This window comes from Thermococcus sp. 2319x1 (genome assembly GCF_001484685.1).
GTDB lineage: Archaea > Methanobacteriota_B > Thermococci > Thermococcales > Thermococcaceae > Thermococcus_A.
The window spans coordinates 38,557-64,759 of sequence record NZ_CP012200.1 but is presented as its reverse complement, the minus strand read 5'-3'; the positions used below and the strand labels follow the sequence as shown (position 1 = coordinate 64,759).

24 protein-coding genes, 1 rRNA gene and 1 pseudogene are annotated in these 26,203 nt (G+C 45.4%); 10 read left to right on the top strand and 16 right to left on the bottom strand.

All coding sequences use genetic code 11. The features are described 5' to 3' along the window. Positions 1–8: 8 nt before the first annotated feature. Genes ADU37_RS00320 through ADU37_RS00305 form a run of 4 tightly spaced genes read right to left on the bottom strand, consistent with a single transcriptional unit; the run spans position 9 to position 3,698 of the window. Positions 9–1,013 (bottom strand): histone deacetylase family protein, encoded by a 1,005-nt coding sequence (locus tag ADU37_RS00320; protein WP_058945761.1) that lies wholly within the window; start codon positions 1,011–1,013, stop codon positions 9–11. 28 nt (positions 1,014–1,041) lie between these two features. Then, entirely contained in the window at positions 1,042–1,608 is a 567-nt protein-coding gene (locus tag ADU37_RS00315; protein ID WP_058945760.1) for a TATA-box-binding protein, read from the bottom strand. 45 nt (positions 1,609–1,653) lie between these two features. Further along, the gene (locus ADU37_RS00310; protein WP_058945759.1) at positions 1,654–2,007 is read right to left on the bottom strand and encodes a hypothetical protein; all 354 of its coding nucleotides are present in this window, start codon (positions 2,005–2,007) and stop codon (positions 1,654–1,656) included. Between the two features lie 5 nt (positions 2,008–2,012). Then, positions 2,013–3,698: a DUF4932 domain-containing protein gene (locus ADU37_RS00305; protein WP_158508477.1), complete on the bottom strand. Its 1,686-nt coding sequence runs from the start codon at positions 3,696–3,698 to the stop codon at positions 2,013–2,015. A 321-nt stretch (positions 3,699–4,019) separates the two neighbouring features. Between ADU37_RS00305 and ADU37_RS00300 the strand changes: the two genes are divergently transcribed. The 4 genes from ADU37_RS00300 (at position 4,020) to ADU37_RS00285 (ending at position 7,962) form a co-directional block, all read left to right on the top strand. Then, positions 4,020–5,018, top strand: coding sequence for a M42 family metallopeptidase (locus tag ADU37_RS00300; RefSeq protein WP_058945757.1), 999 nt, complete (start codon positions 4,020–4,022; stop codon positions 5,016–5,018). Between the two features lie 13 nt (positions 5,019–5,031). Next, positions 5,032–5,796 carry a sulfite exporter TauE/SafE family protein gene (locus ADU37_RS00295; RefSeq protein ID WP_004067769.1) on the top strand — a complete coding sequence of 255 codons (765 nt, stop codon included), beginning with the start codon at positions 5,032–5,034 and terminating at the stop codon, positions 5,794–5,796. A 168-nt stretch (positions 5,797–5,964) separates the two neighbouring features. Beyond that, positions 5,965–7,110: a hypothetical protein gene (locus ADU37_RS00290; RefSeq protein WP_058945756.1), complete on the top strand. Its 1,146-nt coding sequence runs from the start codon at positions 5,965–5,967 to the stop codon at positions 7,108–7,110. 12 nt (positions 7,111–7,122) lie between these two features. Then, positions 7,123–7,962: a helix-turn-helix domain-containing protein gene (locus ADU37_RS00285; protein ID WP_058945755.1), complete on the top strand. Its 840-nt coding sequence runs from the start codon at positions 7,123–7,125 to the stop codon at positions 7,960–7,962. Here the strand turns inward: ADU37_RS00285 and metG are convergent. Beyond that, positions 7,959–10,139, bottom strand: a complete 2,181-nt coding sequence (metG, locus tag ADU37_RS00280) for a methionine--tRNA ligase (protein WP_058945754.1) — start codon at positions 10,137–10,139, stop codon at positions 7,959–7,961. The two genes, ADU37_RS00285 and metG, sit on opposite strands and share 4 nt — an antisense overlap. A gap of 108 nt (positions 10,140–10,247) precedes the next feature. Continuing rightward, positions 10,248–10,517, bottom strand: coding sequence for a hypothetical protein (locus ADU37_RS00275; protein WP_058945753.1), 270 nt, complete (start codon positions 10,515–10,517; stop codon positions 10,248–10,250). Between the two features lie 54 nt (positions 10,518–10,571). Here ADU37_RS00275 and ADU37_RS00270 point away from each other — a divergent pair, with 54 nt between their 5' ends. Both ADU37_RS00270 and ADU37_RS00265 read left to right on the top strand, forming a co-directional pair. Continuing rightward, positions 10,572–10,919 (top strand): 6-carboxytetrahydropterin synthase, encoded by a 348-nt coding sequence (locus ADU37_RS00270; RefSeq protein ID WP_058945752.1) that lies wholly within the window; start codon positions 10,572–10,574, stop codon positions 10,917–10,919. A gap of 54 nt (positions 10,920–10,973) precedes the next feature. After that, on the top strand, positions 10,974–12,146 hold the full coding sequence (locus tag ADU37_RS00265) for a nicotinate phosphoribosyltransferase (protein ID WP_058945751.1): 1,173 nt from the start codon (positions 10,974–10,976) through the stop codon (positions 12,144–12,146). A gap of 167 nt (positions 12,147–12,313) precedes the next feature. Here ADU37_RS00265 and ADU37_RS00260 read toward each other — a convergent pair whose 3' ends face one another. From ADU37_RS00260 to bpsA, 3 genes and pseudogenes are all read right to left on the bottom strand, one after another. Next, positions 12,314–12,493, bottom strand: coding sequence for a ferredoxin (locus ADU37_RS00260; RefSeq protein WP_058945750.1), 180 nt, complete (start codon positions 12,491–12,493; stop codon positions 12,314–12,316). Between the two features lie 208 nt (positions 12,494–12,701). Further along, positions 12,702–13,013: pseudogene (locus ADU37_RS00255) on the bottom strand (metal-sulfur cluster assembly factor); the annotation flags it as partial. 75 nt (positions 13,014–13,088) lie between these two features. Further along, entirely contained in the window at positions 13,089–14,141 is a 1,053-nt protein-coding gene (gene bpsA / locus ADU37_RS00250; RefSeq protein WP_058947594.1) for a N(4)-bis(aminopropyl)spermidine synthase, read from the bottom strand. Between the two features lie 118 nt (positions 14,142–14,259). On the opposite strand from bpsA, the gene dph5 reads away from it, so the two are divergent. Then, positions 14,260–15,054 (top strand): diphthine synthase, encoded by a 795-nt coding sequence (gene dph5, locus ADU37_RS00245; protein WP_058945748.1) that lies wholly within the window; start codon positions 14,260–14,262, stop codon positions 15,052–15,054. Here the strand turns inward: dph5 and ADU37_RS00240 are convergent. Beyond that, entirely contained in the window at positions 15,040–16,344 is a 1,305-nt protein-coding gene (locus ADU37_RS00240) for an NADP-dependent malic enzyme (RefSeq protein ID WP_058945747.1), read from the bottom strand. The two genes, dph5 and ADU37_RS00240, sit on opposite strands and share 15 nt — an antisense overlap. A gap of 132 nt (positions 16,345–16,476) precedes the next feature. Between ADU37_RS00240 and ADU37_RS00235 the strand changes: the two genes are divergently transcribed. Further along, on the top strand, positions 16,477–17,814 hold the full coding sequence (locus ADU37_RS00235; RefSeq protein WP_058945746.1) for an NCS2 family permease: 1,338 nt from the start codon (positions 16,477–16,479) through the stop codon (positions 17,812–17,814). Here ADU37_RS00235 and ADU37_RS00230 read toward each other — a convergent pair. Both ADU37_RS00230 and ADU37_RS00225 read right to left on the bottom strand, forming a co-directional pair. Beyond that, entirely contained in the window at positions 17,793–18,248 is a 456-nt protein-coding gene (locus tag ADU37_RS00230; RefSeq protein ID WP_058945745.1) for a metal-dependent transcriptional regulator, read from the bottom strand. The two genes, ADU37_RS00235 and ADU37_RS00230, sit on opposite strands and share 22 nt — an antisense overlap. Positions 18,249–18,321: 73 nt before the next feature. Then, entirely contained in the window at positions 18,322–18,903 is a 582-nt protein-coding gene (locus tag ADU37_RS00225) for an indolepyruvate oxidoreductase subunit beta (protein ID WP_058945744.1), read from the bottom strand. Positions 18,904–18,984: 81 nt separating this feature from the next. Between ADU37_RS00225 and ADU37_RS00220 the strand changes: the two genes are divergently transcribed. After that, positions 18,985–19,668, top strand: a complete 684-nt coding sequence (locus ADU37_RS00220; RefSeq protein ID WP_058945743.1) for a class I SAM-dependent methyltransferase — start codon at positions 18,985–18,987, stop codon at positions 19,666–19,668. A 3-nt stretch (positions 19,669–19,671) separates the two neighbouring features. Here the strand turns inward: ADU37_RS00220 and lysS are convergent, their stop codons facing one another. Further along, a complete protein-coding gene (gene lysS, locus ADU37_RS00215; protein WP_058945742.1) occupies positions 19,672–21,252 on the bottom strand; it encodes a lysine--tRNA ligase in 1,581 nt (526 codons plus the stop codon). A 129-nt stretch (positions 21,253–21,381) separates the two neighbouring features. Between lysS and ADU37_RS00210 the strand changes: the two genes are divergently transcribed. Next, a complete protein-coding gene (locus ADU37_RS00210) occupies positions 21,382–21,996 on the top strand; it encodes a hypothetical protein (protein ID WP_058945741.1) in 615 nt (204 codons plus the stop codon). On the opposite strand, the gene ADU37_RS00205 is transcribed toward ADU37_RS00210, so the two are convergent. From ADU37_RS00205 to ADU37_RS00195, 3 genes are all read right to left on the bottom strand, one after another. Next, a complete protein-coding gene (locus ADU37_RS00205; RefSeq protein ID WP_058945740.1) occupies positions 21,997–22,563 on the bottom strand; it encodes a DUF366 family protein in 567 nt (188 codons plus the stop codon). Positions 22,564–22,573: 10 nt separating this feature from the next. After that, complete coding sequence (locus tag ADU37_RS00200) at positions 22,574–23,047, bottom strand: magnesium-dependent phosphatase-1 (RefSeq protein ID WP_058945739.1); 474 nt, start codon at positions 23,045–23,047, stop codon at positions 22,574–22,576. Between the two features lie 127 nt (positions 23,048–23,174). Then, positions 23,175–26,199, bottom strand: a 23S ribosomal RNA gene (locus ADU37_RS00195). Between the last annotated feature and the right edge of the window lie 4 nt (positions 26,200–26,203).

Genomic DNA, 26,203 nt, shown 5'->3' with positions numbered 1-26,203 from the left:
GACCTCTTTTATCCAATTTCCCACCATTTCCCATATATTTCTTTAGCAGCTTCAACAACTTTTACCGCTTCATAACTCGGGTAAATCCCTTCTCTGTGTGCTTTTCCCGAAATGTATCCCCGAATAAATGCAGGTAACCCTCTCTTTAGTCCCACACTATAGCCCCCTTCTAAAACAACGGCCAAGCTAAACTTTGAAAGGGAAGCTCCGGCAAATTGATAAAACTTCTCAGTTAACTCCACTGTAGCGAGGCCATCGTCTTTAAAAGCATCAAAGCCTGCTGAGACCACGATAACCCTTGGCGCTATCTCTTCCAGAATTGGAAGAACTATTTCTCTCCATGCTAAGATGTAGTCGTCATCCTTTGAATAATGAGGCATTGGGATGTTTACTTTGCTCCCCTCTGCCCCTTTTCCCCCGACATCGTAAATCTCTCCGCTTCCCGGATAGATGGCCTTCTCGTGGATGTCTATATGCACAACCTCATTATCATCCCAGAATATCTCTTGCGTACCGTTGCCATGATGAACGTCAAAATCTATCACCACTGCATCCCCGAGAGCATCTTTAATCTCAAGAGCAGCTCCAGCGGAGTTGTTAAAGATGCAGAAGCCGAGTGTGGGAGCTTTAAATGCCCTTCCATTTTTACCGGCATGATGACCCGGTGGTCGAACCAAAGCCAGATAAATGTCTTTCTTTTTAAGTGCAAGCCTTGCCGCCTCAACAGCTGCTCCAAAGGCCTTAAGGGCAGCTTTCCAAGTGGCTTGAGATACATAGGTGTCGGGGTCAACAAAAGAGAAGCCCGTTTTTGAGAGCTCCCTTATCATTTCAACGTATTTCTCAGAGTGAACCCTTAAAAGCTTCTCTACTTTCGCCTCTGGAGGCTCCCTTATGTTCATCCACAAACCAGAGTTCCTAAGCCCTTCTATAGCAAGTTCAAGCCTTTCCGGATTTTCAGGGTGATATCTTAGAGGTTTGTGCTCTTTAAAGACCTCGGAATAGAGAATCTCCATGAAGCTCCCCCAGAAAAGTTAAAAGAAATTAAGCCTCCTCTTCAATGAGGCCGTATTTTTCAAGCTCATGGAGGAGCTTTTTAACGGCTTCCCAGGCATCGTGTTCACTCTTTGCCCCACTGCACACGATTTTCCCAGAGCTGAAGAGAAGTATAACCGCCTTAGGGTCTTTAACACGATAGATAACACCGGGGAACTGCTCAGGTTCATACTCGCAATTCGGCAACACAAGAGCGACGGCATCGAGATTAAACTCCATCTTAAGATCTCCACTAAACACCATATTTTGGATATCTATCTCCGGCGCTCTGGTGAACTTGGTCCCGATTCTCGAGAGCATTTCAACAAGCTTTGAAACCGCTGCCTGAATGTCTTCAACACTCTTTGCCCCAGTTACCACAAGCTTACCGGAGCTAAACACAAGAAGGGCAACTTTTGGCTCATCGAGGCGACATATTATCCCTGGGAACTCCTCCGGGTTATACTTTGAGTGCGGGCAGATTTCTATCACTTTTTCAAGATCAAGAGAAGCAAAAAGATCCACAGAGGCTACTATGTTTTCTATCCTAAGTTCAACATTGCTCATATCAACCAAGGCCTACACCTCCACTGGGTTTAAAAACCCTTTATAAATAATTCCCTAGGGGTTTTTAAAGTTTAGTGAAAATTGGCAGATACTGGTAGGATCATTAGTAACATTACTAGCCGCAGAATAGTTGCAGTTGTATGTTATTGCAATGCTATATTTACCTTTTATTTGGGATTCGTTTTGTTCTAAAAAACTGTAAAATAATGCAACTTCTTCTTCCGGCTTTAAGTTTGTAATAAATCCTTCTTTTATCAGAGCGTTTATAACTTCTTTTGGAGCACAGCTTGGAGTTTTAATCGTTTCAACAACTTCTCCATCCACTGTCAAGGGTTTTGAACCAGGCTTCAGCAAGAGATATTCATTTCCGGTTAGTGGGATGATGTTTGTAAAATAAGAGAGGTGCATGGCTTTCACCCTTTATATTGCTTGTAAAATCCTAATTCTGTGTAGTTTCCTCCAAAGATTTTATAACTAACTATAAAGTTTAAGTTCTTTGAAATATTTTTTGTTCCATATCGTGTTAAACCAGCAAGCACCATAATGTAGTTTTTCTCATTCCAGGGATTCCTAATAGTCTGCAGCACACCCATGGACTCATCATAGGGAATCGTGCTGTTCAATGGGAGTTCTATGAGGTTATCAGGTGTTAGCAGAAACGCACCGAAATCCTCAACAGCACTCGGATTCCGCTTTAAACTCCAACCATCCTCATAATGCACAAAAGCTACTGGAAGTTGGTCATTTAGCTTCCTCGTAATTTCATTCGCTACAGGACCGCCAATAAGAATTAAATTCCCCCTTAGGTCTTCATCTGTCAAATTAACATCCTCTTTGACAATTATTTTGGGGGCGTTGCTGTAGCCTATGATAAATGAGTTCTCAAGAAACTCCCTCAACTCCTCCGCAGTTTTTTTATCGTACTCCACACCACTTTTATCGGGGTTTTGGGTACCGTAAACAATTACAATCTTGCCAAGGTATGTGCCTCTGTTTATAAGTGGGAGTCCCATGACAGGAGCTCTCTTATTAAAGTATCTACTGATGTTCTCTGGAGTTGCCCACTCCCCCATGTGTTCGGCCATAGTGGGAGCGTAATCAAGCAGAGTTTCATTATCTTTCCTGATTTTTTCAAAATACTTATATTCTTTCAAAAAATCTTCGAGAGGATACAACCCAGAGGAGAGTTTAAGTGTTCTATACTTAACTGACTCTTGGGGAACACCACTCTCTAAGGCGAAGTACTCTGCGAGGCTTTCTGTTAAAACCTCGTTAAGATACTGAATGAATGATCCAAAATGCGCTGAATCATACATTGTAGTCATGGGTAGTTGGTTTTTGATTTCATCCAGGTAATAACTTTTGTTCTCGAAAAGCTTGTAGGTTTTCCCCAGAAAATTATTAACAAAAGGATGTGTAAACTCATGGAATATTGCAACAACGTCCTGAATCTTTTCTTCTTCATATTTGGATGGGTAGATGTAGTCTATGCAGTAGACTGTCCCTCCTTGGAATTCTGCATGAGCACGTATTCTCAATGAGTACGAGTATTCGACTCGGTATTCTTTAGCAGCATATCCAAAGAATTCCCTGTGCAGCTTTGGGACGCCCAGTAAGTAAGGCTTTATGCTTGAGGTGTATTCAGCGTATTCTTTCTCGTGAGCTTTGTAAAACTCCATGAAGTTGCTCTCTTTGGCAAACTCTGCCAGGGGCTTTAAATCGCCGAGATTAGTCTCATTTGGCAGGTAATCTAAAGCCACTAGTCTAGTGCTTAGATCCATTATCACACTATCACGGTGGTAATACGGGTAAGACTTATCAAGAATTTTCCTAATGTATTCGACCGCCTCATGCTCTTTGTAAGGGGCAAAGTATGTCAAGACATCGTTAATGTAATCTTCGGGTGCTATTATAAACGGATCACTCCCATTAAAGGCTAAAATGTAAACTACTGCAAACAGTTCAAGATTTGGGTTGACTTCAACTATAATACTAGCTTTATTCTCAGTTTGTGAGTATCCTTCAGGAAATGTTCCAACTACAATCAGAATAATCATTATCAATCCCGCCTTAGACAACTTCACTATGCACTCCCCCATATTTGATTTGTCATATTTGTTTTTAATAATTTTCAACATTAACTCTGAACGACAATACGAGGAATTAACAGAATTGTGAAAAAGGAAGGTCAAATAAGAGAAGATGCCTATGTTTTTTACCAATTCTCCATTTAACAACCACAGTTAAACAAAAGGATGTTGCTGCTCTTGTATGAGTACCGGAAACTGCCATAATCATTTTTTGTACTTTTGTATTTTACACACAGATATTATCAGGACTCTTTAATCATTAAAACGCAAATCTTAACGCTATTAAAAAACTTTAAGTAGTTTACCTCCATTTATTTTTCGGTGAAGGAAATGATTGTGGAAGAGCTTAAAGAGATAACTCAACTTCCCGGCATTTCGGGATATGAGGGCAGGATAAGGGAGAAGGTTATCGAATGGATAAAGGATTACGCTGACTACAAGGTTGATACAATTGGAAACCTTATTGTAGAGCTTGGAGAAGGGGAAGAAAAGGCCATTTTCATGGCACACATGGACGAAATTGGACTCCTGATAACAGGAATAACCAATGATGGAAAGCTAAAGTTCAGAAAAATTGGAGGAATAGATGATAGGCTTCTTCTGGGAAGGCATGTAACGGTAATAACCGAGAAGGGGGAGCTGGACGGGGTTATAGGTGTAACACCAGTACACCTCAACCTTGAAAGGAAGTTCGACACCATTCCTTGGCACAGCCTCGAAATAGACATTGGAGCGGAATCAAAGGAAGAAGCCGAAGAAATGGGAGTAAAGGTTTTGGACTTTGCAGTATTTAAAAAGCACTTCAGCATCTTAAACAACAAATACATAGCTACACGCTCCTTAGACGACAGGTTTGGTGTTGTTGCTCTGGTTGAAGCCATAAAAGACCTTGTTGACCATGATCTGGACGGAAAATACATCTTTGCCTTTACGGTTCAAGAAGAGATAGGGCTCAAGGGAGCCAAGTTTCTGGCGAGCAGCTATTCTCCAAAGTATGCTGTAGCGGTGGATTCGTTTGCATGCTGCTCCTTCCTTACAGGGGACGTGAAACTTGGAAAAGGTGCTGTAATAAGGGCCGTGGATAATTCTGCAATATACACCCCATCTCTGTCAAGGAAAGCCCTTGAAATAGCAAAAAAGAACAACATTCCAATACAGATCGGAGTTACCGGGGGAGGAACTGACGCATCGGTTTTTGAAGCCAAAAGCCAGACTTTAGCTTTAAGCGTCCCCATAAAATACCTCCACAGCGAAACAGAAACGCTCCACTTAGATGATCTCAAAGCCCTGATAAAGCTAATAGAAGCCCTCGTGTTTGAACTCGAATAACGGAGGTGATTCTTTGCTTAAATATGTTGGATATTTTGGTGTTGGAGTTTTCATAGGCATATTGGCAGCTCTCTTCGGCTTAGGGGGAGGGTTTTTGATCGTACCAACTCTAAACCTCTTAGGAGTGGAAATCCATCACGCAGTTGGAACCTCAAGTGCTGCCGTTGTTTTCACTTCCCTAAGCTCTGCCATAGCCTACCACAGACAGAGAAGAATACACTACAAAGCAGGTCTCCTTTTGGCAAGCACTGCAGTGATAGGGGCATACATAGGGGCATGGATGACGAGTTATATAAGCGCAAGCCAGTTAAAGGTCATTTTTGGTGTGGTCCTATTCCTTGTGGCAATAAGGCTTTACCGCAAAAAGAGCAAAGAGCCACATGAAGTAGATTTGAGCCAGATAAAGCTGGATTATAAAATAGTGCCTATTGGAGGATTCATAGCAGGAATAGCAAGCGGGCTACTTGGAATAGGGGGAGGAGCGATAAACGTTCCGTTCCTAACTTACATGGGACTGCCGATACACTATGCCGTGGCAACTTCAAGCTTTGCCATAGTATTTACCGCCACAAGTGGGGCTTTTAAACACTATATGCTCGGGAACGTTGAGGTTGAGTGGCTAATACTACTTGTGCCGGGATTGATAGTTGGGGCTCAGTTAGGAGCAAAGATAGCGAAAAGAACCAAGGCAAGCAATCTAACAAAAGCTTTTGCTGTTGTGATGGCATTTTTAGCCCTCAGAATGATCCTCAAAGGACTTGGCTATCCGGTTCCTTGAGTCTTTGTTATTAACTTTTTTAGGGGAAAAAGAGATTTAAAGTGATTTTGCGAACTTTTTTCATGATTGGTTATCCCGTCGATTTCATCTCCCCCATAATTAAAAAGAGCTTTGGAACACTCGAAACCTTCGTTTTAGGTCAAGATCATATTAACGATGGTGAGAGTGATGAAGTTTAGTGCCCTTGGGGTTATCCTTGTTTTAATAGGCGGACTAATCCCTATTAGCATTGCCCAAAACCAAAGCAACGGCCAATATCTGGAGGAGCAGAGCAACGAGAGTATGGCAGGAGAGCTAATAGCACAGCTAACCAAACTCGGCGAATTTGTAGAATCAAGGATAAGACCCATAAAGAACGAACTGCCCCAGAATACCTTAGAGAACTATAAAAAAGCCGAAAACCTCAAAGAAAAAGCTTCTCTGGAATATCAGAATGGAGAGTATCAAAATGCAATCCAGGATGCCCTATTGGCTATGAAATACTATAGAGAAGTTCTCAGGGAATTGAAAGAAACAGAAAGTACAGAAATGTTGAGAGAGCAGTTGAATGAGGAAGCTGAAAGGGTCATTGCGTATTTCTCCTACGTAGAAAAGGTAATAAAAGTGGCTGAAAAGGAAGGAGTTAACACGGACAAGCTGATAAAAGCTTACAAGGAGACCAAAGATGCTTATAGAACTGTCTTCGAAGCTTTAAAAGCAAAGAAGATAGAAGATGCGAAAAGAAACATGGAAATTGCCAGAATGAAAAGGGCCGAACTCAATAGAGAACTAGAAAAAGTGCTCAGAGAACTCGCTTCGAGGAATGCTGAAAGGATCGTTAATTCTTTCTTGGTAAAGACCAACCAGAGTATTGCAGTTGCTGAGGTAATGGTAAAAAACGCAAAAACAAGAGGTATGAACGTGGAAGAGGCCGAGCAGAGCATAGAGAGGATAAAAAACATCTACATAAAGGTCGAAAGCTTAGCAAAAGAAGGAAAATGGATTGAGGCATTAGGGATAATCAGAGAGAATTCCCACCAAATACAGAAGTTCCTTGGAATGATAGAAAGAGTTAGAAGAGAGAGCATGAACATAAAAGAAACCCTAGAAGAGCTGAGAGAGAGGATAAAAAAGGATACAACCGCAATTGCAATTTTAAAGAAGAAAGGAATAAATACAGCAAGAGCTGAGGCGCAGCTCAAAGGAGCCGTCAATGAGCTTTCTGTAGCGATTATTTCATTAAAACGCAACGATATCAGCAATGCCGTCGTCCATATCCAGAGGGCTGAAAAGCTTCTCGCAGAGGTGGAGGAATTTATAAAGGCCAACTCTTAGGGGGGTGCAGAAGTGAAACGTGCCTTTGCTCTAATAAGCATTCTCATTCTCCTGCCCGTTGTCGGTGCCCAGTTTACGGTTTCAGAGGTAGAGTTAACAATCTACACGGATGGTTACGTTAAAGTTCACTACCAGCTGATTCCAGATGAATACACCTCCCAAATCGGCCTACCGCTTTTAGGGAAAAACTACGAGGGTGTGGAGGTCGTTGATGAAAACGGCAATCCTCTTAATTTTGAAGTCTACAATGAATCGCTCATCATTTATGTGGAAAATGCTCAAGTCGTGGATGTGTCCTACTACACTCCAGATCTGACGTATAAAGAAGGCTTGGTGTGGACTATTAACGTCTCAATGGAATATCCCTTTGACGTCATCCTTCCTGAAAATGCCGTTGTGGTCGATTTATCCGAACTTCCCCTTAAAATAGCCTCCAATGTAATCACGATGCCCCCGGGAAACCAGAGTATCTCCTATACCCTTGAATTTGCAGCTGAAGAGGGCAGGAAGGACTTTTACTTTCCAGTTTTGGCATTTTTAGCGGTCTTGATAACAGCCATTTCCGGCTTTGTGGCAATAAAAAGGAGAAAAAAAGAAACTCCAAAGGAAGAGCTTCACATAGACAGGGAAGAGTTTTTGAAAAAACTCGAGAGGTTTAACCTAAATGAAGACGAAAAGAGGGCTTTACTCTACATATTAGAGAAGGGAGGAAGAGCCAGCCAGGCAGAGGTGAGAACCGCCTTGGGGATACCAAAGACCACGGCATGGAGAATGTTCAAGCGCCTCGAAAGACAAGGTCTCGTTAGAATAATCAAAGGGAGGAAAGAAAACTGGGTAGAACTGAAACCTTAACGAACCTTCGCTCCTAACTTTACCTCTTTTTCTGGTGTTAATAGGGCAACGGTTTCTCCATCATCCGCTGCCAAAAGCATTCCCTGGCTCTCAATTCCCCTAAGCTTCTTTGGCTCCAAATTCGTGATAACTGCAACGTACTTGTTGAGGAGCTCCTCCTTTTTGTAGTATGCCTTCAAACCTGCCACAAGTTGCCTAACCTCGTCTCCCAGATCAACCTTGACAACGTAGAGCTTGTCAGCATTCGGATGATTCTCAACGCTGATTATCTTCCCGATTCTTATGTCGAGCTTGGCAAATTCATCAAACTTCACATAACCCATCTCCCTCTCCTCCTTCTGCTTTTCTTTTGATCCCATTGCTTTCTCTCCATAAATTCCCCTCAAAATTACCTCTGCTTCATCTCCAAGTCTTTCTTTTGCTACCTTAACAACGTCATCCATCCTGTAATACTTATCAAGCAAAATTCTGGCACTTTCTGGATTGCCCCTGCCTATGTACTTCACTATGTAAGCTATAATGTCTTCATCGCTGACCTTTCTAAAGAGGATCTCTGCTTTTCTGACCCTGTGTCCCGGTTTAAGGGGCTCAAACTTCCACTTCTTGACTTCTTCGAGGTTTAAGAGGTGCCATATCTCTTCACTTGCGTCCGGAAGGAAGGGTTCAAGGAGTATACCCAATGCCTTAACTATCTGGAGGGACACATTTACCGTTGTTCCGGTCCTAATTCTATCGGTTTTAGCCGTCTTCCACGGTTTCTGATAGTCAAAGTACTGGTTGCCAAATATTGCAAGTGCCATTACCCTCTTAAGAGCCTCCTTGAACTGGTAGTTTGATATCAACTCACCAACCTCTACGAATGTTTTTTCTATCTCCTCAAATGCCTTCCTGTCAAGGTCATCAAGTTCCCCGAGTTCTGGAACCTTTCCATCAAAATACCTGTTAACAAAAGTTAGTGCCCTGTGCACGAAGTTTCCAAGATTGTTCACGAGCTCTTCGTTAATTTTCTTCTTGAAATCATCAAAGCTGAAATCGCTATCCCTCGTTTCTGGCATTATGGCGGTTAGGTAATACCTCAAGTAGTCCGCGGGAAATACATCGAGAAACTCATGTACCCATATAGCCCAGTTCCTGCTCGTTGAGAACTTCCTGCCCTCTAAGTTTAAGTACTCGTTTGCGGGAATGTCATAGGGCAGAAGCCAGTCAAACTCGCCTTTTTCATCTTTATACTTGCCATAGGCCATTAAGAACGCCGGCCAGAATATGGCGTGGAATGGAACGTTATCCTTTCCGATGAAGTGAACTATTCTTGTCTCGCCATCTATGTTAAGCCAGTATTTCTTCCATTCCTCTTCTTTTCCAAGCCTCTTAAAGTACTCAACGGTTATTGAGATATAACCTATCGGCGCCTCAAACCAAACGTAAAGGACTTTCCCTTTGACGTCTTCGTCTTCAAGAGGTACGGGAATTCCCCAGTTAAGGTCTCTTGTTATTGCCCTCTCTTCCAGTCCCTCGTTTATCCATCCCAAAACTGTATTTATGACGTTCGGCTTCCAGTGTTTCTGACTTAGAACCCACCCTTTAAGCTTCTCCTGGAAATTCTGCATTTTTATGTAGTAATGGGCAGAATCCTTGAATGTGATTGGATTTCCACATATGTTGCACCTTGGGTTTATGAGCTTCTCCGGGGTAAGGGGGTGACCGCACACTTCACATTGGTCACCCCTCTGCTCCTCTGCACCACAGTAGGGACAGGTGCCAATAACGTATCTATCCGGCAAAAACATTTTATCGTGCTCACAATAAGCCTGCTTTTCAACTTTTTTAACAAGGTGTCCATTCTCAAGGGCTTTCAAGAAGAACTCCTGACTTATCCTGTAATGGACGGGAAGTTCAGTCCTCCCAAAATAATCAAAGCTTATCTTTGCCCTTTCAAATGTCGTTTTGATGTGCTCGTGGTAATAATCTACGACCTCCCTTGGACTTTTGCCTTCCTTTAAGGCCCTGAAAGTTATCGGAGTACCATGTTCGTCCGTTCCACATATAAAAATAACATCTTCCCCCTTTAGCCTCAGATAGCGTACGAATATGTCTGCCGGAAGATATGCGCCAGCTAGATGCCCTGCATGTATGGGGCCATTAGCGTAAGGCAACGCGGAGGTTACAGTGAATCTCATCTCTACCACCCCCAAGAACTAACTTGCTGTCCTTTATAAGTTCTCGCCAATTTTAAATATTACGGTGAGTTATTTTCCACACATAAAAATATATCTGCTATTGCATAATCACTTACCCATGTTGATCTCCGAGGCTTTGATGAGTAAACATTTTTCGGGCAACTCCACTTCTCCTCTGTAAACGATCAAAGCTCCCTCAAAAGGCATGATTGTGACTTTAATCTTTTTCAGACCAAAGCTTGATGAAGAGAGCTCGCCAGTCACCACTATAGGATTTTCTTTAAGCTCTAAGAGCTTGAAAAAGCTCTCCTTATCAACATAAATTATCAATCCCCCAGCCACAACCCTCTGTGCCGGAACCTCAATCCCGCAACCCATGGTATCACCAAAGTGTTTTAACTATCAAAACCCAAAACTCTTTCGGTGGGAAAGATGAAAGCGAGGATTAGAGAAAAGTTCACCTTTGATGCCGCCCATGCGGTAAAGACAAACGGAGAACTTGAAGAGATTCACGGACACACTTTCAGAGGCGAAATTTTCATTGAAGGGGAAATAAAAGAAGGTTACATAATGGATTTTCTGGAGCTCAGAAGGATTTTAGACAACGCCGTTGCACCTTTGATGCACAAAAATCTAAACAAGCTTTTCGAAAACCCCACAACCGAGAACATCGCCCTCTGGATTGCTGAGAGAGTTAAGGAAAACTTACCTCAGGATGTTAAACTGTATAAAATCGTCTTGTGGGAAGGAGATGAAAATGGGGTTGAGTTTGAGTTTTAAAGCCCCACCAAAAAGCTAAAATTTATGAGAATAAAGGTATTGGAGGTGAAGAAAATGAAAGATTTTTACATAGCACATGAAGATGAGATAAAAGCAGGAAAAACCACAGATGTTTACTTTATCAGAACTAAGAAGATACTGGAAGAAAAAGGCATTCACAAAAAAGTTTTTGCTGATATATCAACAACGTCTCTTCCAAAAGGCTGGAAATGGGGAGTCCTAGCTGGAGTGGAGGAAGTTGCAAAGCTCTTGGAAGGACATCCAGTAAACGTTTATTCCATGCCGGAAGGGACAATATTCCATCCATACGAGCCGGTAATGCAGATTGAAGGCTACTATGAGAAATTTGGCATCTTTGAAACCGCACTCCTCGGGATGCTGAGCCAAGCAAGTGGAATAGCAACAGCGGCCCTTAGAATCAAAATGGCTGCAAAATTCAAACCAGTTTATTCCTTTGGTATAAGGCACATGCACCCCGCAATAGCGCCGATGATCGATAGAAGTGCCTTCATAGGTGGTTGCGATGGAGTTAGCGGTGTTTTAGGAGCGGAGATGATCGGAGAAAAGCCTGTAGGAACAATGCCTCATGCATTAGTCCTAACGGTTGGTGACCAAGTAAAGGCATGGAAATACTTCGATGAGATCATGCCAGAAGAAGTTCCAAGAGTAGCTCTCGTTGATACCTTCTGCGATGAAAAGAGCGAAGCCTTAATGGCGGCTGAAGCTTTGGGAGAAAAGCTAGCTGCAGTGAGACTCGATACACCAAGTTCAAGAAGGGGGAACTTTAAGCGCATAGTGGAGGAGGTAAGGTGGGAGCTGGACTTAAGGGGTTACGAGCACGTTAAGATATTTTTAAGCGGAGGGCTGGATGAGGAAAGTATTAAAGAGCTTGCTGACATAGCTGATGCCTTTGGTGTCGGGGGAAGCATAGCAAGTGCAAAACCAATAGACTTCTCGCTCGATATCGTTGAGGTCGAAGGGAAGCCCATAACTAAAAGGGGAAAGCTGAGCGGTAGGAAACAGGTATACAGATGTGAGAACGGTCATTACCACAGAGTTCCAGCGGAGAAAAAGCTTGAAAAGTGCCCAGTCTGTGGAGCGAAAGTTGAACCCCTTCTAAAGCCGCTCATTGAAAACGGTGAAATAGTGGCAGAACTGCCAAAGGCGAGGGAGATCAGAGAATACGTCCTTGAGCAGGCAAAGAAGTTTGGCTTAACACTTGAATAGTCCTTTCCTATTATCCCCATCTTTTCGGGATGATGAGGAGCCCGCTAATCCCTGAGCTCAGCTGTGATGCTTGGTGGGGGCCCTGACCGTTAAGGTTCTCAAAAACCATCAACATCCAAAACGCTAAAATTTTAAAGAAGGAGAAGTCAATAAAAAAGGAAAGAAGTTCATTCGACTGTGATTGCTCCCGTTGGGCAGCTCTCTGCTGCCTCTTTTGCACATTCGAGATCGGTTTCAGGCACAATTGCCTTAGCTTTTCCATCGTCGTCTATCTCAAAGACATCTGGGCAGATGCTTGCGCAAACTCCACATCCAATGCATGTGTCCTTATCAACACTAACCTTCATTTCCGACACCTCCGAAGAGCTTCAAAAATAAAGGGAAAGCTAAGTTTAAAAATCTTTTTCAAACCAAAGGTTACACCGTACAGTAGTAAAGAAAGAGGCAATGCTTGAGATCAAAGAAGAAAACAGAAAGCAAAACAAAAGAGAATTGACAAAAACGTCAAATTTTCTCAATGCTTATACAGCTTGCAGGCAGGCTTCGGCAAGTTGCTCAAATAATTCCCAGCCTTTTCTTGACCTCTTCACTTATTCTATCCGGAGTCCAAGGTGGGTCAAATGTGAGCTCTATTTCTGCATCCTTAACTCCAGGAATTTCGAGAATTTTTTGCTCCACAGCCTGAAGGAGCCACATGGTAAGGGGACATCCGGGAGTTGTCATGGTCATCTTGACATAAACGGTGTTGTCAGGGTTTATCTTAAGCTCATATATAAGTCCCAGATTAACAACATCTATTCCAATTTCGGGGTCAATCACTTCTTTAAGCTTTTCAAGAATCATTTCCTTTGTGATCTCAGTGTTTTCGCCCATTTTCCTCACCTGAAAAAAGTTTCTAAACAACAAATTTAAACCTTATGGAACAAAAATGTAGAAAAAGAATCAAGTTGTTGAGCTTTCCTCGTCGTCGTATAGTTCTTGACCAACTGTGATTTCCCCTTCATAACCTCTGGATCCCTCGATGGTTTGAATCCTAAACATATAGCTCTTGTACCAGTTGTATGTAGGCATGGTCTTTATCGGTAAAAGCCTCCACGCCCTTGTTTCTTCCACGTATCCCCAGTTGACGTACTCGTTAAAGTTCCTTATTATGTCCGTTATAACTACGTTGAACTCCGTTATGAGGAGCTTTTCTAACTGGTGCCACTTGTCGATTGAGCTCTCTCTTCTTGTAATCCCAAAGTAACCCGCACATCCTGGACCTTTAAGTGTTGCAATTCCCCTCCCAATAAAAGCCCTAACAGCATCGACCGTCTCTGGTGGGTCGGTAATGAAAGTATCGAACTTCCTAAGGGCATAATCAGGCAAAGGCTTTCTGAGGTCGAAGGTAAATATCTCCACGTTACTGTAGCCCACTTCCTCCGCAGTTTTTTCAATAAACTTTGTGAGCCTCTCGTCAATATCAAGAACCGCAATTCTCTTTGGAAGACCGGAAAGCATTAAGGCAATGCTCGTTAAATCGTCATCCCCAAGGACAAAGACCTCCTTGTTTTCAAGGTCTCCCCTCGTATGCATCAAAGCTACCCTTGCAACTGTTGTTTCTGGCGTTACATATGCCTGATCAAACTCGTGCTTTGGCTCGGGTCTGTTTTTCACTATTTCTTTAAACTCCTCAAGGAGGTCTCTAAAGGCGTCAAGTTCAACCGTCTTTCCTTGGCAGTGCCTGCATGTGTAGTCTTCTCTCCTTCCGATTCCATACTTCTCCACAAGCTCCTTCCCCTTCTGGGTGAGAATTATCCCATTTTTGAACTCCACGTAGCCCAAATCGTGAAGCGCTTCAACCACTGCAACCACGAGGGGAAGTGGTTCTTCGCTAAGGTCTACTATCCTCCACGGATCGCCGCTCGCAAGAATTGCACTTAGCACGTTTTCAATGGTTCTCTCATAAACGGGTATTGATGTTTTCTCTCTAACTCTCTCAACAATCGCTTTCATCTCCGCTCCCTCCACTAACCTTCATCAAAACCGTCGGAAAAAGTTCATGAAAAGCTATTTTAAAGTTTTTGGAATAGATTTTTAGCCTTACGTTCCTTAGCAAAAAGAGGTGAGGAAAATGGCTATCTATTTCATAGGACTTGGACTTTACGATGAAAAGGACATTACCCTTAAGGGCCTGGAAATAGCGAGAAAGTGCGACTTGGTGTTTGCAGAATTTTACACCTCTCTCTTAGCTGGAACAGACATAAAAAAGATAGAGGGACAGATAGGAAAACCGATAAGACTATTAAACAGAGAAGACGTTGAGCTGAACTTCGAGAAGATAGTCCTCAGTGAGGCGAAAACCAAAGATGTTGCCTTTCTCACGGCGGGAGATCCAATGGTAGCGACAACTCATGCGGACTTAAGGATAAGGGCAAAGCAGATGGGAGTGGAGAGCTACGTTATCCATGCTCCATCCATTTACTCTGCCGTTGCCATAACCGGACTTCAAATCTACAAATTTGGGAAAAGCGCCACCGTTGCCTACCCGGAAAAGAACTGGTTCCCAACCAGCCACTATGACACAATCAAAGAAAACAAAGAACGTGGTCTTCATACGCTTCTCTTCCTTGACATTAAAGCAGCAGAAGGGAAGTACATGACCGCCAACGAGGCTATGGAGATTCTCCTTCAAGTGGAGGAGAAGAAAAAGGATGGAGTCTTTACCGAAGATACCTTGGTGGTGGTTCTTGCAAGAGCGGGTTCTCTGAACCCAACGCTCAAAGCCGGCTATGTGAGATACATGATAAAAGAAGACTTTGGAAAGCAGCCTCACGTTTTAATAGTCCCCGGAAGGCTGCACATAGTGGAAGCTGAATATTTGGTGGCTTTTGCTAACGCACCAGAGGAGATATTAAAGGAAGTTTAGCTTTTTTCTCTCTCTGTTTATTGGAGCAATGTAACGCTGGTAAAATTCCCTCAGCTTCCTCGTATGCTCCTCCACCCATTCTCCACTAACTTTTCTCCTTGCAACCCCATCTTTTATGGCCTGCTCCGCAACTGCCCTTGCTTCCTTTGGATACACTTCAGGATGGAGCGGAGTGGGGATTATGTAATCTTCTGACAGTTCTTCCTCACTTACACAGCTCGCTATAGCCTCAGCTGCAGCTATGTTCATGTTCAAAGTAATTTCCCTCGCTCTAACATCCAAAGCCCCTCTAAAAATCCCCGGGAAGCCCAAGACGTTGTTGATTTGATTTTGATAATCACTCCTCCCTGTTGCGACTATTCTTGCCCCGGCTTTTTTGGCCTTTTCAGGCATAATCTCAGGGATTGGATTCGCCATTGCAAAAACTATTGCATCATCTGACATCCTCCTAACCATCTCTTCGCTGACGATGTTTCCAACGCTTACACCTATAAAAACATCAGCGCCTTCAAGAGCATTTGAAAGGTTTCCCTCCACATTGTGGATGTTAAACTTTGCGACTTCCCTCTTGTAGGGATTTAAATCATCCCTTCCCTCGTGGATTACTCCCTTTCTGTCGACCATCACTATTTCCCTAACCCCCACATAATGGAGAAGCTTTGCTATAGCAATCCCCGCAGCACCAGCGCCGCTTATGGCGACTTTTATATCCTCAAAGTTCTTTCCAACAAGTTTGAGTGCATTCATTAAGCCTGCGAGAGTGACGACGGCCGTGCCGTGCTGGTCATCGTGAAAAACCGGGATGTCGAGCTCTTTCTTGAGCCTCTCTTCGATTTCAAAGCACCTCGGAGCGGAGATGTCCTCTAAGTTTATGCCCCCAAAGCCCTTCGAAATCAGCTTAATTGTATTCACAATCTCATCCACATCATTACTGTCCACCAGTATAGGGAACGCATCCACACCAGCCAGGGCTTTGAAGAGAATGCATTTACCTTCCATTACCGGCATTCCCGCTAAAACCCCAATGTTCCCCAAACCAAGCACCGCAGAACCGTCTGTAACCACAGCCACGGTGTTTGGTATGGAGGTGTAGTTTTCATAGCTTTCACCATTTGCTATAGCCTTACAGGGCTCAGCAACACCCGGGGTGTATGCCAGGCTTAGGTCATAGAAGTCCTCAACCTTAACCTTTGGAATAACCTCTATTTTTCCATTTCCGGGAAAGTTGTTTCGATGGTAATCGAGGGCATCCCTTTCAAGCTTTTTTCTTTGTTCTTCCCTAATCCTCATGAATCCATCCCCCATCTTATGGAACCTCTTTCAATTAAATCCTTTCCATGTTTTTGTTCAACATTTTTGTGTTCAAAATATTTAAATATACTGGTTGTTTTATCACTTTCGTATCAATTAGGGGTGAGAGATATGAAGGCTCTTGAGAAATATTTCGAGTTTGAGAAATACAAAACGGACATGAGAACGGAGGTACTCGCGGGGATAACAACTTTCATGACAATGGCATATATTCTATTCGTAAACCCTGCAATATTAAGCGATGCGATGGGAAAAGAAGCCTTTAACTCACTTGTAGCGGTAACGGCACTTGCAGCAGGAATTTCCACAATAATAATGGGCATCTATGCCAAAAAGCCCTTTGCTTTAGCTCCGGGAATGGGACTGAATGCCTACTTTGCTTACAGTGTCGTGCTTGGAATGGGCTACGATTGGAGAGTGGCACTTGCAGCAGTTTTTGTTGAGGGAATAATCTTCATAATACTCAGCGTTACCAAAGTTAGGAGCGCAATAATCCATGCAATCCCACTAAGCCAGAAATATGCCGTTGGAGCTGGAATAGGGCTTTTTTTGACATTGATAGGCCTTAATGACGTTGGTCTTCTAACCGCTGTTGTCGGTGAAAACGGAGTCCTTAAGTTCACCGGGTTCAATGCCTCAGCACTTGGAACAAAAGCAGGTCTTTTGTTCTTATTTGGCCTTTTCCTAGCTGCAATCCTTATAAGCCTCCGAGTGAAGGGTGCCCTATTAATTTCAATCCTTACCACAAGCATTCTGGGATGGATAAGCGGAGCTGCACCCTGGCCAGAACATCTCTTTTCAACCCCAGACATAAGCTACACATTCCTAAAACTTGACCTTCAGGGTCTCCTCAACATAGGGGCAATTGGTGTAGTGTTTGCCTTCTTCATGGTCGACTTCTTCGACACCCTTGGAACAGTAACGGGATTAAGTGCCAAGGCGGGCTTTCTGACAAAAGAAGGCAAAGTACCGGATGCAGAGAAGGTTCTCCTGACGGATGCAATAGGCACAACACTTGGAGCACTCCTTGGGACTTCAACCGTAACAACATATATAGAAAGCGCCGCTGGAATTGAAGAGGGCGGAAGAACAGGGATGACAGCTTTAGTAACGGGTTTACTGTTCCTTGCAATAGGATTGTTCATAGCACCCATTGCGCAAGCAATTCCGGCTTTTGCTACCGCACCGGCTCTGGTTATAGTTGGCTACTACATGTTAAGTGCAATAAGGGGAGTTGACTTCGATGACGCGAGCGAAGCTATTCCCGCATTTCTGGTACTCATAACGATTCCCTACACGTACTCAATAGCGGATGGAATAGGAATGGGCTTTATAAGCTATACCATAATAAAGCTGTTCAGCGGAAGAGGAAAAGAGATACACCCACTGATGTACGTACTGGCATTAATCTTCACAGGCTACTTTGCCTACTTGGGAGGACTCTTTTGAGTTTTCGCCTCTTCTTTTTCCATATGTTCTTTAAGAAACTGCTTGAGGACGTAGGGACAGTGTTCCTGGATATACTGGGCAAACTCCTTCATCCTCTCAGCCGTAATCTCATGAACGTAATGTTCAAACTGGCACGCATCTTCCTCCGCTATTTCCGGAGGAATTCCAAGTATTTCGGTGAAAAATCTCATCAAGAGGACGTGTTTTTGGTAAGTTTCTTTAGCTATTTCAAGCCCCTTCTCAGTTAAAAGAATCCTGTCGTACTTTTCGTAGTCTATCAAGCCTTTTTCATTTAACTTTTTTAAGGCATCCACCACACTTGGCGGTCTAACGCCCAGTTTTTTTGAAATATCCCTTACCCTGATTATCCCTTTGTTCTTTTGGAGTATGTACATAGTCTCGAGGTACTCCTCCTCTCTCTTTGTTATTTCCACAAACCCCACCTGAATTAGTTTAACCTAAATAATTTAAGTGCTTTTTGGTTATGCCAAAAATGATAAAGAAGGATCATTTAGCAAGTTCCACCCCTCTTTCAAAAGCCTTAATGTTGATTTCCCAAAGAGTTGGCTTTAATGTTTCTTGAATTCCACTCAAAAGGCTCTCCTTCTTTAATGGGATCAAACCTTTACCATAGGCAAATCCAAGCATGAGCACTCCCAGAGTGCGGGGATTTATCTTGTCCGCCTCCTTCTGAAAGTTCCTCATCTCAACGGTGCATATTCTTGAAAGGACACCACTTATTTCCTCAAGACTTGGATACCTCTCTTTTCCGACCAATGTCGTGGCTGTGTGAATCGGATAAGCGTTTACTATAGCATAGCTTTTGTCGCTTAGGAATCTCGCATTTCTTAGAGCTTCAACCGGCTCAAGGGCTAGCATCAAATCTGCTTCTCCTTCCTCGATAAGAGGAGAATAAACTTCCTCCCCAAATCGGAGATAGCTAAGCACACTACCGTAGCGCTGACTCATTCCAAGGGTTTCTCCTATCCTAACATTGTATCCCTCTTTCATTGCGGCATTTCCAATGATCCTTGAGAGTGTAAGCCCCCCCTGTCCCCCAACTCCCGCTATTATCAGATTGAACTCCACAGTTCACCACCAAGAAAATTAAGGTGGAGAAGTTAAAAACCTGGCGGAAGGTTTATTTGCCAACACCTCCTATTTTCTAACATGAGCTTTAAAGAGTATTACCGTGCATTTAAGGCTTACACCGATATAAACTCGAAGGAATACCAACGGAGAATAGAAGAGCTCGAACCCTATCTGCTCAGAGTTATGAAGAGAAAAGGAAAAGTTTTGGACTTGGCATGCGGTGTCGGAGGGTTCTCCTTTCTTCTTGAAGATTATGGATTTGAAGTTGTTGGAGTTGATATAAGCGAGGATATGATCAAAAAAGCCATAGAATACGCAAAGGAAAAAAATTCCAGGGTGAAATTTATTGTTGGAGATGCAAGAGAGTTGCCCTTTGAAGATGAAACGTTTGATTACGTCCTCTTTCTTGGAAATACAACTGTCCACTTCTTACCTAAAGAACTTAATGAAGTCTTTAAGGAGGTTAAAAGAGTTCTCAAAAAAGATGGGCTGTTTCTGATAAATTTTGTAGACATGAGGGAACTCCTTTCAAGAGTCCAAATGGGAACCATAGTTGGAGAGGAATACTGGATAAGCAGGGTAATGGTTGACGAAGGAGAAAAAACTGCCGTGATAGAGTACGAGAGCGAGAAAGATTCTTTTAAGGTGAGATTTACAATATGGGGAAAAACTGCCATAGAGTTGCTCGCAAAACTCTATTTCACTCCCCTAGAGAGCTTTAAACTTGACGATATATCCTACTTAAATGTGTATAAAAAATAAAAATCAGCTCTCAAGCTTAAGCCTTTTTATGACAAATTCCCTGTCCAGTGATGCCAAGAAGGGAGCAAGTCTTGGTCCTCTATCCTTTCCTATGAAGAGGTTGTAGAGAACCCCAAAGTACTTCTCGCTTGGTATGTTTCTCTTCTTGGCGGCGTTGAATATAATCGAATTGAGCTCATCGACTGTGAATTTTTCTCTTCCCTCAAACCACTCCGCAACTTCCATAAGGGCTTCTCTTATTTCTTCGCTTATCTCAATTTGTGGAATTTTTTCCTGAATCTCAAATTTAACCTCATCGGGAGCGTATTTTTCAACCCAGTTTTTGGCAAGCTGTATTCTGAGCCGAGTTCTGTTCAGGTCTTCCTCGTCAAGCTGTGCCGGAACGTGACCCTGTTCTTTTAGTATTTCAATTATCTTCTCTCCAGTTAGGTGGGGCATTTGAACAAGGACAACGAGGAATCTAAAGGGGGCCTGAGCAATCAAGCGGTTCGGGAGAGAGGGCATCGAAAGTTCATATGTCCTTTTGAGTTCTTCAGCTTCTTCAAGGTTTTTAGCCTCCTCCAAGCCAAAATACAGTCTCTCAACCCTATCAAATTCGTCGTAAAGATTAAGCAAGCCCAAGCCTAAGTCGATCTTGATTTCCTTGTTTGGCCTATGTCTTGCGTATATGAACCTTATGACACCGGGCTCGAGAACCTCATAAAGATCGCTGAGGAGAATAACATTCCCCTTGCTTCCGCTCATTTTGCCCTTTTGACCCTTTATGCCAACGAATTCATACATCAATGTCATCGGCACCTTCCAGCCAAAGACATTCTCCACTATTTCCCTCCCGGTGTCATAAGAGCTTCCAGCAGCTAAGTGATCCTTTCCTGCCGGTTCGAAATCCACTTTGAAATGAGCCCACCTCATTGGCCAATCAACGCGCCAGCGAAGCTTGACGTTGCCCTCCCTTATTTCGGTTTCGCCCTCGGCACCGCAGTGCGGACATTTATAAAAAACCTTCCATTCCCCATCCCATTTAACAAACTCAGCTTCTTTCCTACATTTTGGACAGTAAATCTGTATCGGCTGCCAATTATCGGGCAGATGAGATTGCTTTGCCATATCCCTAAACCTGTTCAAGATTTCCATTATTTTCTCCCTCTTTTTGAGGGCTAACCTGATTTCGTTCGCATATTCCCCGCTTTTGTAAAGTTTGCTTGCCCTAAGAAAATCAACCTCAATCCCAAGCTTTTCAACCTCTTCCTCAAAGATACCCATAAAATGATCCGCGTAGCTGTCGTGACATCCCCACGGATCTGGAACTTCACTGACTGGCATTGTTAAGTATTCACTCCACTCCTTGGGGACGTTCTTCGGTACCTTTCTAAAGCGGTCGTAATCGTCCCACATATGAATGTGCCTAACTCTCTTTCCTTTATCCCTCAGTGCATGTCCCACAATATAAGCGGTAAAGAGTTCCCTAAAGTTTCCTATATGAACGTAACCACTCGGCGTTATTCCGCTTTCCACCACATACTCTTCTTTGTCCCCTCTCTCCTTGATGATCTTTTCCGCCATATAGTCAGCCCAATGAACCATTACCCCCACCTGCAGGTAAGTATGAGATACACTTTTTAAGCTTTGGCTAGCTAACGTATAAAAGTCTTCAACCTGGACAAAAAAATATATTAGTTTCCCCAACATTTAATTGCTTGGTTGGTGAAATCAATGTTCCTCGAGTGGCTACTCTATGCCGGCATTGCGGCTGGTATTATTATACTTGCGATAGGATTTACAAAAAAGCTCGGAGAAGAGTACGCTTGGGTTAATAGAAAGATAATCCACTTCAGCATTACGCCTGCGATAGTGTTTTATTACACCGGAAAAATTCCAAGAGAAGTCTTCGCCCCCGCAGCTTTTGCTTTTGCATTGGCCCAGTTAATGTTCCACCTAAAGAGAGAAGAACTTTCCTGGTACCAAATAAACAGGAATTATGGCGAAGTGTTTTTTGCCTTTTCTGCTTCTTTTGTAGTTGCTTTTCTTCCAAGAGAATACGCAACAGCAGTGTTGCTGATTATGGCAATAAGCGATGGCGTTACAGGTATTTTGAGGTTCTACTACTTCAGAAAAAATGGGTACAACGTAAAACTCAAAAAACATTGGAGCGGCAGCTTGGGATATTTCGTAACAGCGTTTTTAATAGCGTTTGCAGTTTTTCCGGAAAACTCGTTCACAATAAAACTAGTATGGAGCGGAATATTAACATTGGCAGAGTACCAAAGGTTTCTAGACGATAATCTGGCTGTTCCCCTCGTGGCTACCTTTCTCTATCCGCTAGTTTAACTATTCAGCCCATCTCACCTTGAGGCTGTCTTTTTTCACTTTGACAAACTCTTCAGCCAGGGCTTTTCCACTCTTTTTCATAAACTCCGGAATATCAAGAATTCCAAGCTCTTTAAGCCCAATTGCGTTGACTCCCTTCGGAATTCCCTTTGCCTCAACGTTTATCCCGATGTGTATTTTTATACTAACCGGCGAAACCGTGGCTATTGAGATACTGAGCTTTCTGCCATCGATGTAGATGTCATCCCCTTTCCGAGAGGTTTTTATGCCATATTCTCCTAATAGCTCGCAAAGCTTTGCTATAAAGAGTTTCTGGAGAGCAGAGGCCAAAAGAACGTTGGGATAATCAAAAACCTCTATTATATAGTGGACCATATCGTCGCTTTTAATTTCCTTTCTCTGCCGGAGGTCTTCAATATCAATCATTTCCTCAACTTTTACATCACATTTGCCTCTAAAAACCACTATAGAATTTCCCAAAGCCCCAAAGTTTCTGTAGGCCCAGTGACTTCTTATTGCCGAACCATCGTAATCTATCCTTCTGTCAGTTACAACCAAAAGCTCCATTTAGACCACCTTATAATCTTTCCAGGAGTTCCTTAAGCTCCTCAAAGCTCCTTACATCAACCCACATGTGTATAAACCTGAGGTTTGGAATGCTCCTCTTTACATCCTCAAGGTGAATTGTCCTATCATCAACATAAATAACTTCCGATATTTTGTATCCTTCACTCTCGAGTTGCTTCAACGTTCGAAGTATCATGTCTGCTTTGTTTGGGTGGTATTCTATTTTTGGAAAGACAAAATACTCCCAAATGCCAAATTCCTCCAGAATCGGCCTCACAAACTCCTCAATGTTCCAACTTGCAACGCTTAAAAGAAACCTGCCTCTTGCCCACTCTAAAAACTCCAAAACTCCATCAAACAGCCTCAGCCTATTCCCATATGCGTCGGTCACTTCATTTCCATTCCTTGTAAATGGAGGAACAAGTTTGGAGGCGTCGCAATGATCCCACAAGGTTCCGTCCAAATCAAGTACCAGCAATTTCATTACAATCACCAGAAAAGACTCAAGAACACAATTTTTGAATTTATCGATATTTCAGAAAACAGAGAAGAATCATTTTGAGGACCGTGCATAGGTGGATTTGGCCTATCAAATGTCCAGCCTCCTTTCGGGGGTAAGAACCTCGGGCTGTTGGGAGCGGCAGACTAAACGGGTCGGTTTCCCTTCCCGCTTACATCCCCGCTCCATCAAACCCGTCTTCTGCGGGTGCCCTCGTCCCTGGCAACGGGCCGGTTGCCCGACCCCCTGCGCCAGGGAGTGGCCGCCTATTTTCGGGGACCGCTTCGGCCTTAGATGCCTTCAGGCCTTATCGGACACGGCGTAGCTGCCCGGCTATGCCCTGTAGGACAACCGGTAGACCAGAGGCCGCGGCACCCTGTTCCTCTCGTACTAAGGGCGCCTTCCCCTCAGGCGGCCAGCACCCCCGGTAGATAGCATCCGACCTGTCTCACGACGGTCTAAACCCAGCTCACGTTCCCCTTTAATGGGTGAACACCCCCACCCTTGGCCCCTGCTGCAGGGCCAGGATGGGAAGAGCCGACAGCGAGGTAGCAAGCCTCGGGGTCGATATGGGCTCTCGCCCGAGACGACTCTGTTATCCCCAGGGTAGCTTTTCTGTCATCCCAGGCCCCCACCGGGGAGGCACTGGGGTTCGCTAGGCCACGCTTTCGCGGCTGGACCCGCCTCTGTTACGGGTCCAGTCAGGCCGGCTTTTGCCCTTGCACTCTACGGCGGATTCCTGACCCGCCTGAGCCGACCTTAGGGCGCCCCCGATACCTTTTCGGAGGCGTGCCGCCCCAGCCAAACTGCCCACCTACCGCTGTCCCCGCTTTCGCGGGTTAGCCATACGGCAGAGAGTGGGCGGTGTCTCATGGACGGCTCCACCCGGCCCGGAGACCGGGCTTCGACGCCTCCCGCCTACGCTGCGCACCCCCCGCCGTATGGCAACGGCAGGCTGCAGTAAAGCTCCATGGGGTCTTCGCTTCCCACCGGGGGTCCCTAGCATACGCGCTAGGCAGTGGTTTCGCCGGGCCCCAGCCGGGGACAGTGGGGACCTCGTTACGCCATTCATGCAGGTCGGCATTTAACCGACAAGGAATTTCGCTACCTTAAGAGGGTTATAGTTACCCCCGCCGTTTACCGGCGCTTCACCCGGTTGGACCCGGGCTTCACGTACCGGCACTGGGCAGGCGTCGGCCCCAGTACAAACCCTTTCGGGCTAGCTGGGACCTGTGTTTTTATTAAACAGTCGGGCCCCCCTAGTCACTGCGACCTGCGGTTTACACAACCGCAGGCACCCCTTCTCCCGAAGTTACGGGGCCAATTTGCCGAGTTCCCTCGGCTGGGTTTCCCCCGACACGCCTTAGGCTTCTCACCCAGGGGCACCAGTGTCGGTTCTCGGTACGGTCGCGGTGGATCGTTCCCGAGAGGCTTTTCACGGGCCCCAGGGATCGGCGGAACCCCCCTTACGGGAGGCCATTCGCGCTTTCACCCGGTTCTCGCCATTACGGCACTCCCCGGGCTTATACGCTTAGCCGGCCTTGTGGGCCGGTCCGCCTACCCCGAGGCGTCACCCCTCGGGCTTGCGTTGCCGCACCTACCACCGCGGTACGGGAATATAAACCCGTTTCCCTTTCGCCAGCACCGAGTTACGGGCTGGCTTAGGACCGACTAACCCACGGCTGACGAACATTGCCGTGGAACCCTGGCCCCTACGGCGGCCGGGATTCTCACCCGGCTATGCTGCTACTCCCGGCAGGATCCGCAATCCCGACGGGTCCACCGGACCTCACGGCCCGGCTTCTACCCCACCGGGACGCCCGCCTACCCGATCACGGACCAATCGGTCCGTGCGCCGGGGTCTCGGCGGCCGGCTTGAACCCCGTCCATTTTCGGGGCCCCTGACCTCGACGGGTGAGCTGTTACGCACTCTTTAAAGGATGGCTGCTTCTAAGCCTACCTCCCCGCTGTCTAAGGCCAGGGACACCCTTTGGAGTAATACTTAGCCGGCACTTTGGGGCCTTAACCCCGGTCTGGGTTGTTCCCCTCTCGGTGGACGGCTTACACCGCCACCCTACTCCCCCCATCTACGGCGGTGGTGGGTTCGGAGTTTGACAGGGTGCCGGAGGCTTTCGCCCCCTGCGCACCCAATCAGTGCTCTACCCCACCACCTGCCTCCGGGGAGGCTATCCTGCGGGATAATTCGGCGGGAACCAGCTATCTCCGGCCTCGATTGGCCTTTCACCCCTAGCCCGAGGTCACGGGAGCGAATTGCACGTCAGCACCCCTATCGGGCCTCCATCCCTCTGCTGAGGGACTTCGCCCTGCCCCGGGCTAGATCGACCGGTTTCGGGTCTCACGGCCGTGACTCCGGGCGCTTTCACACCCCGTCCCTCCCAAACGGTGCGGACCTGTCGGTTTCCCTACGGCTCCGGGGATTTCTCCCCTTAACCTCGCCACGGCCGTGAACTCCCTGCCCCGTGTTTCAAGACGGACGGTGCAACCCCGGTCCTCTTCCCTCGTACTCTCCCGTCGCCGGGATTTCCTTCGGGAAGACTCATTCCTTTCGGGCCGCACCCACCTATCGCCGCCTGGTTTCAGGCTCTTTTCACCCCCCTCCCGGGGTGCTTTTCAGCTTTCCCTCACGGTACTAGTTCGCTATCGGTCTCGGGACGTATTTAGGGTTGGGAGCCGATGCCTCCCAGCTTCCCGCCGGATATCCGACCGACGGTACTCAGGAACCCTGCAGGAGCCTTCGGGCTTACGCCTACGGGGCTATCACCCTCTTCGGCGCCGCGTTCCAGCGGACTTCGGCTTCACCCGAGAGGCTCCAGCGCAGGGCCCTACTACACCACATCCCCTGAGTGTTTCCACTCAGGGTTCAGTTTGCCCTGTGCCGCTTTCGGTCGCCCCTACTCACGGCATCGCTTTTGCTTTCTTTTCCTGCGGGTACTAAGATGTTTCAATTCCCCGCGTTCCCCCTCCTTACGGAGTGCGGCAAAGCCGCAGGAAGTCCCATTCGGGAATCCCCGGCTCGACGGCTGCCTGCGCCTCACCGGGGCTTATCGCAGCTTGCCACGCCCTTCGTCGGCGCCCCGAGCCGAGCCATCCACCAGGCGGCTTAGGTTTCTTACCCCCTAC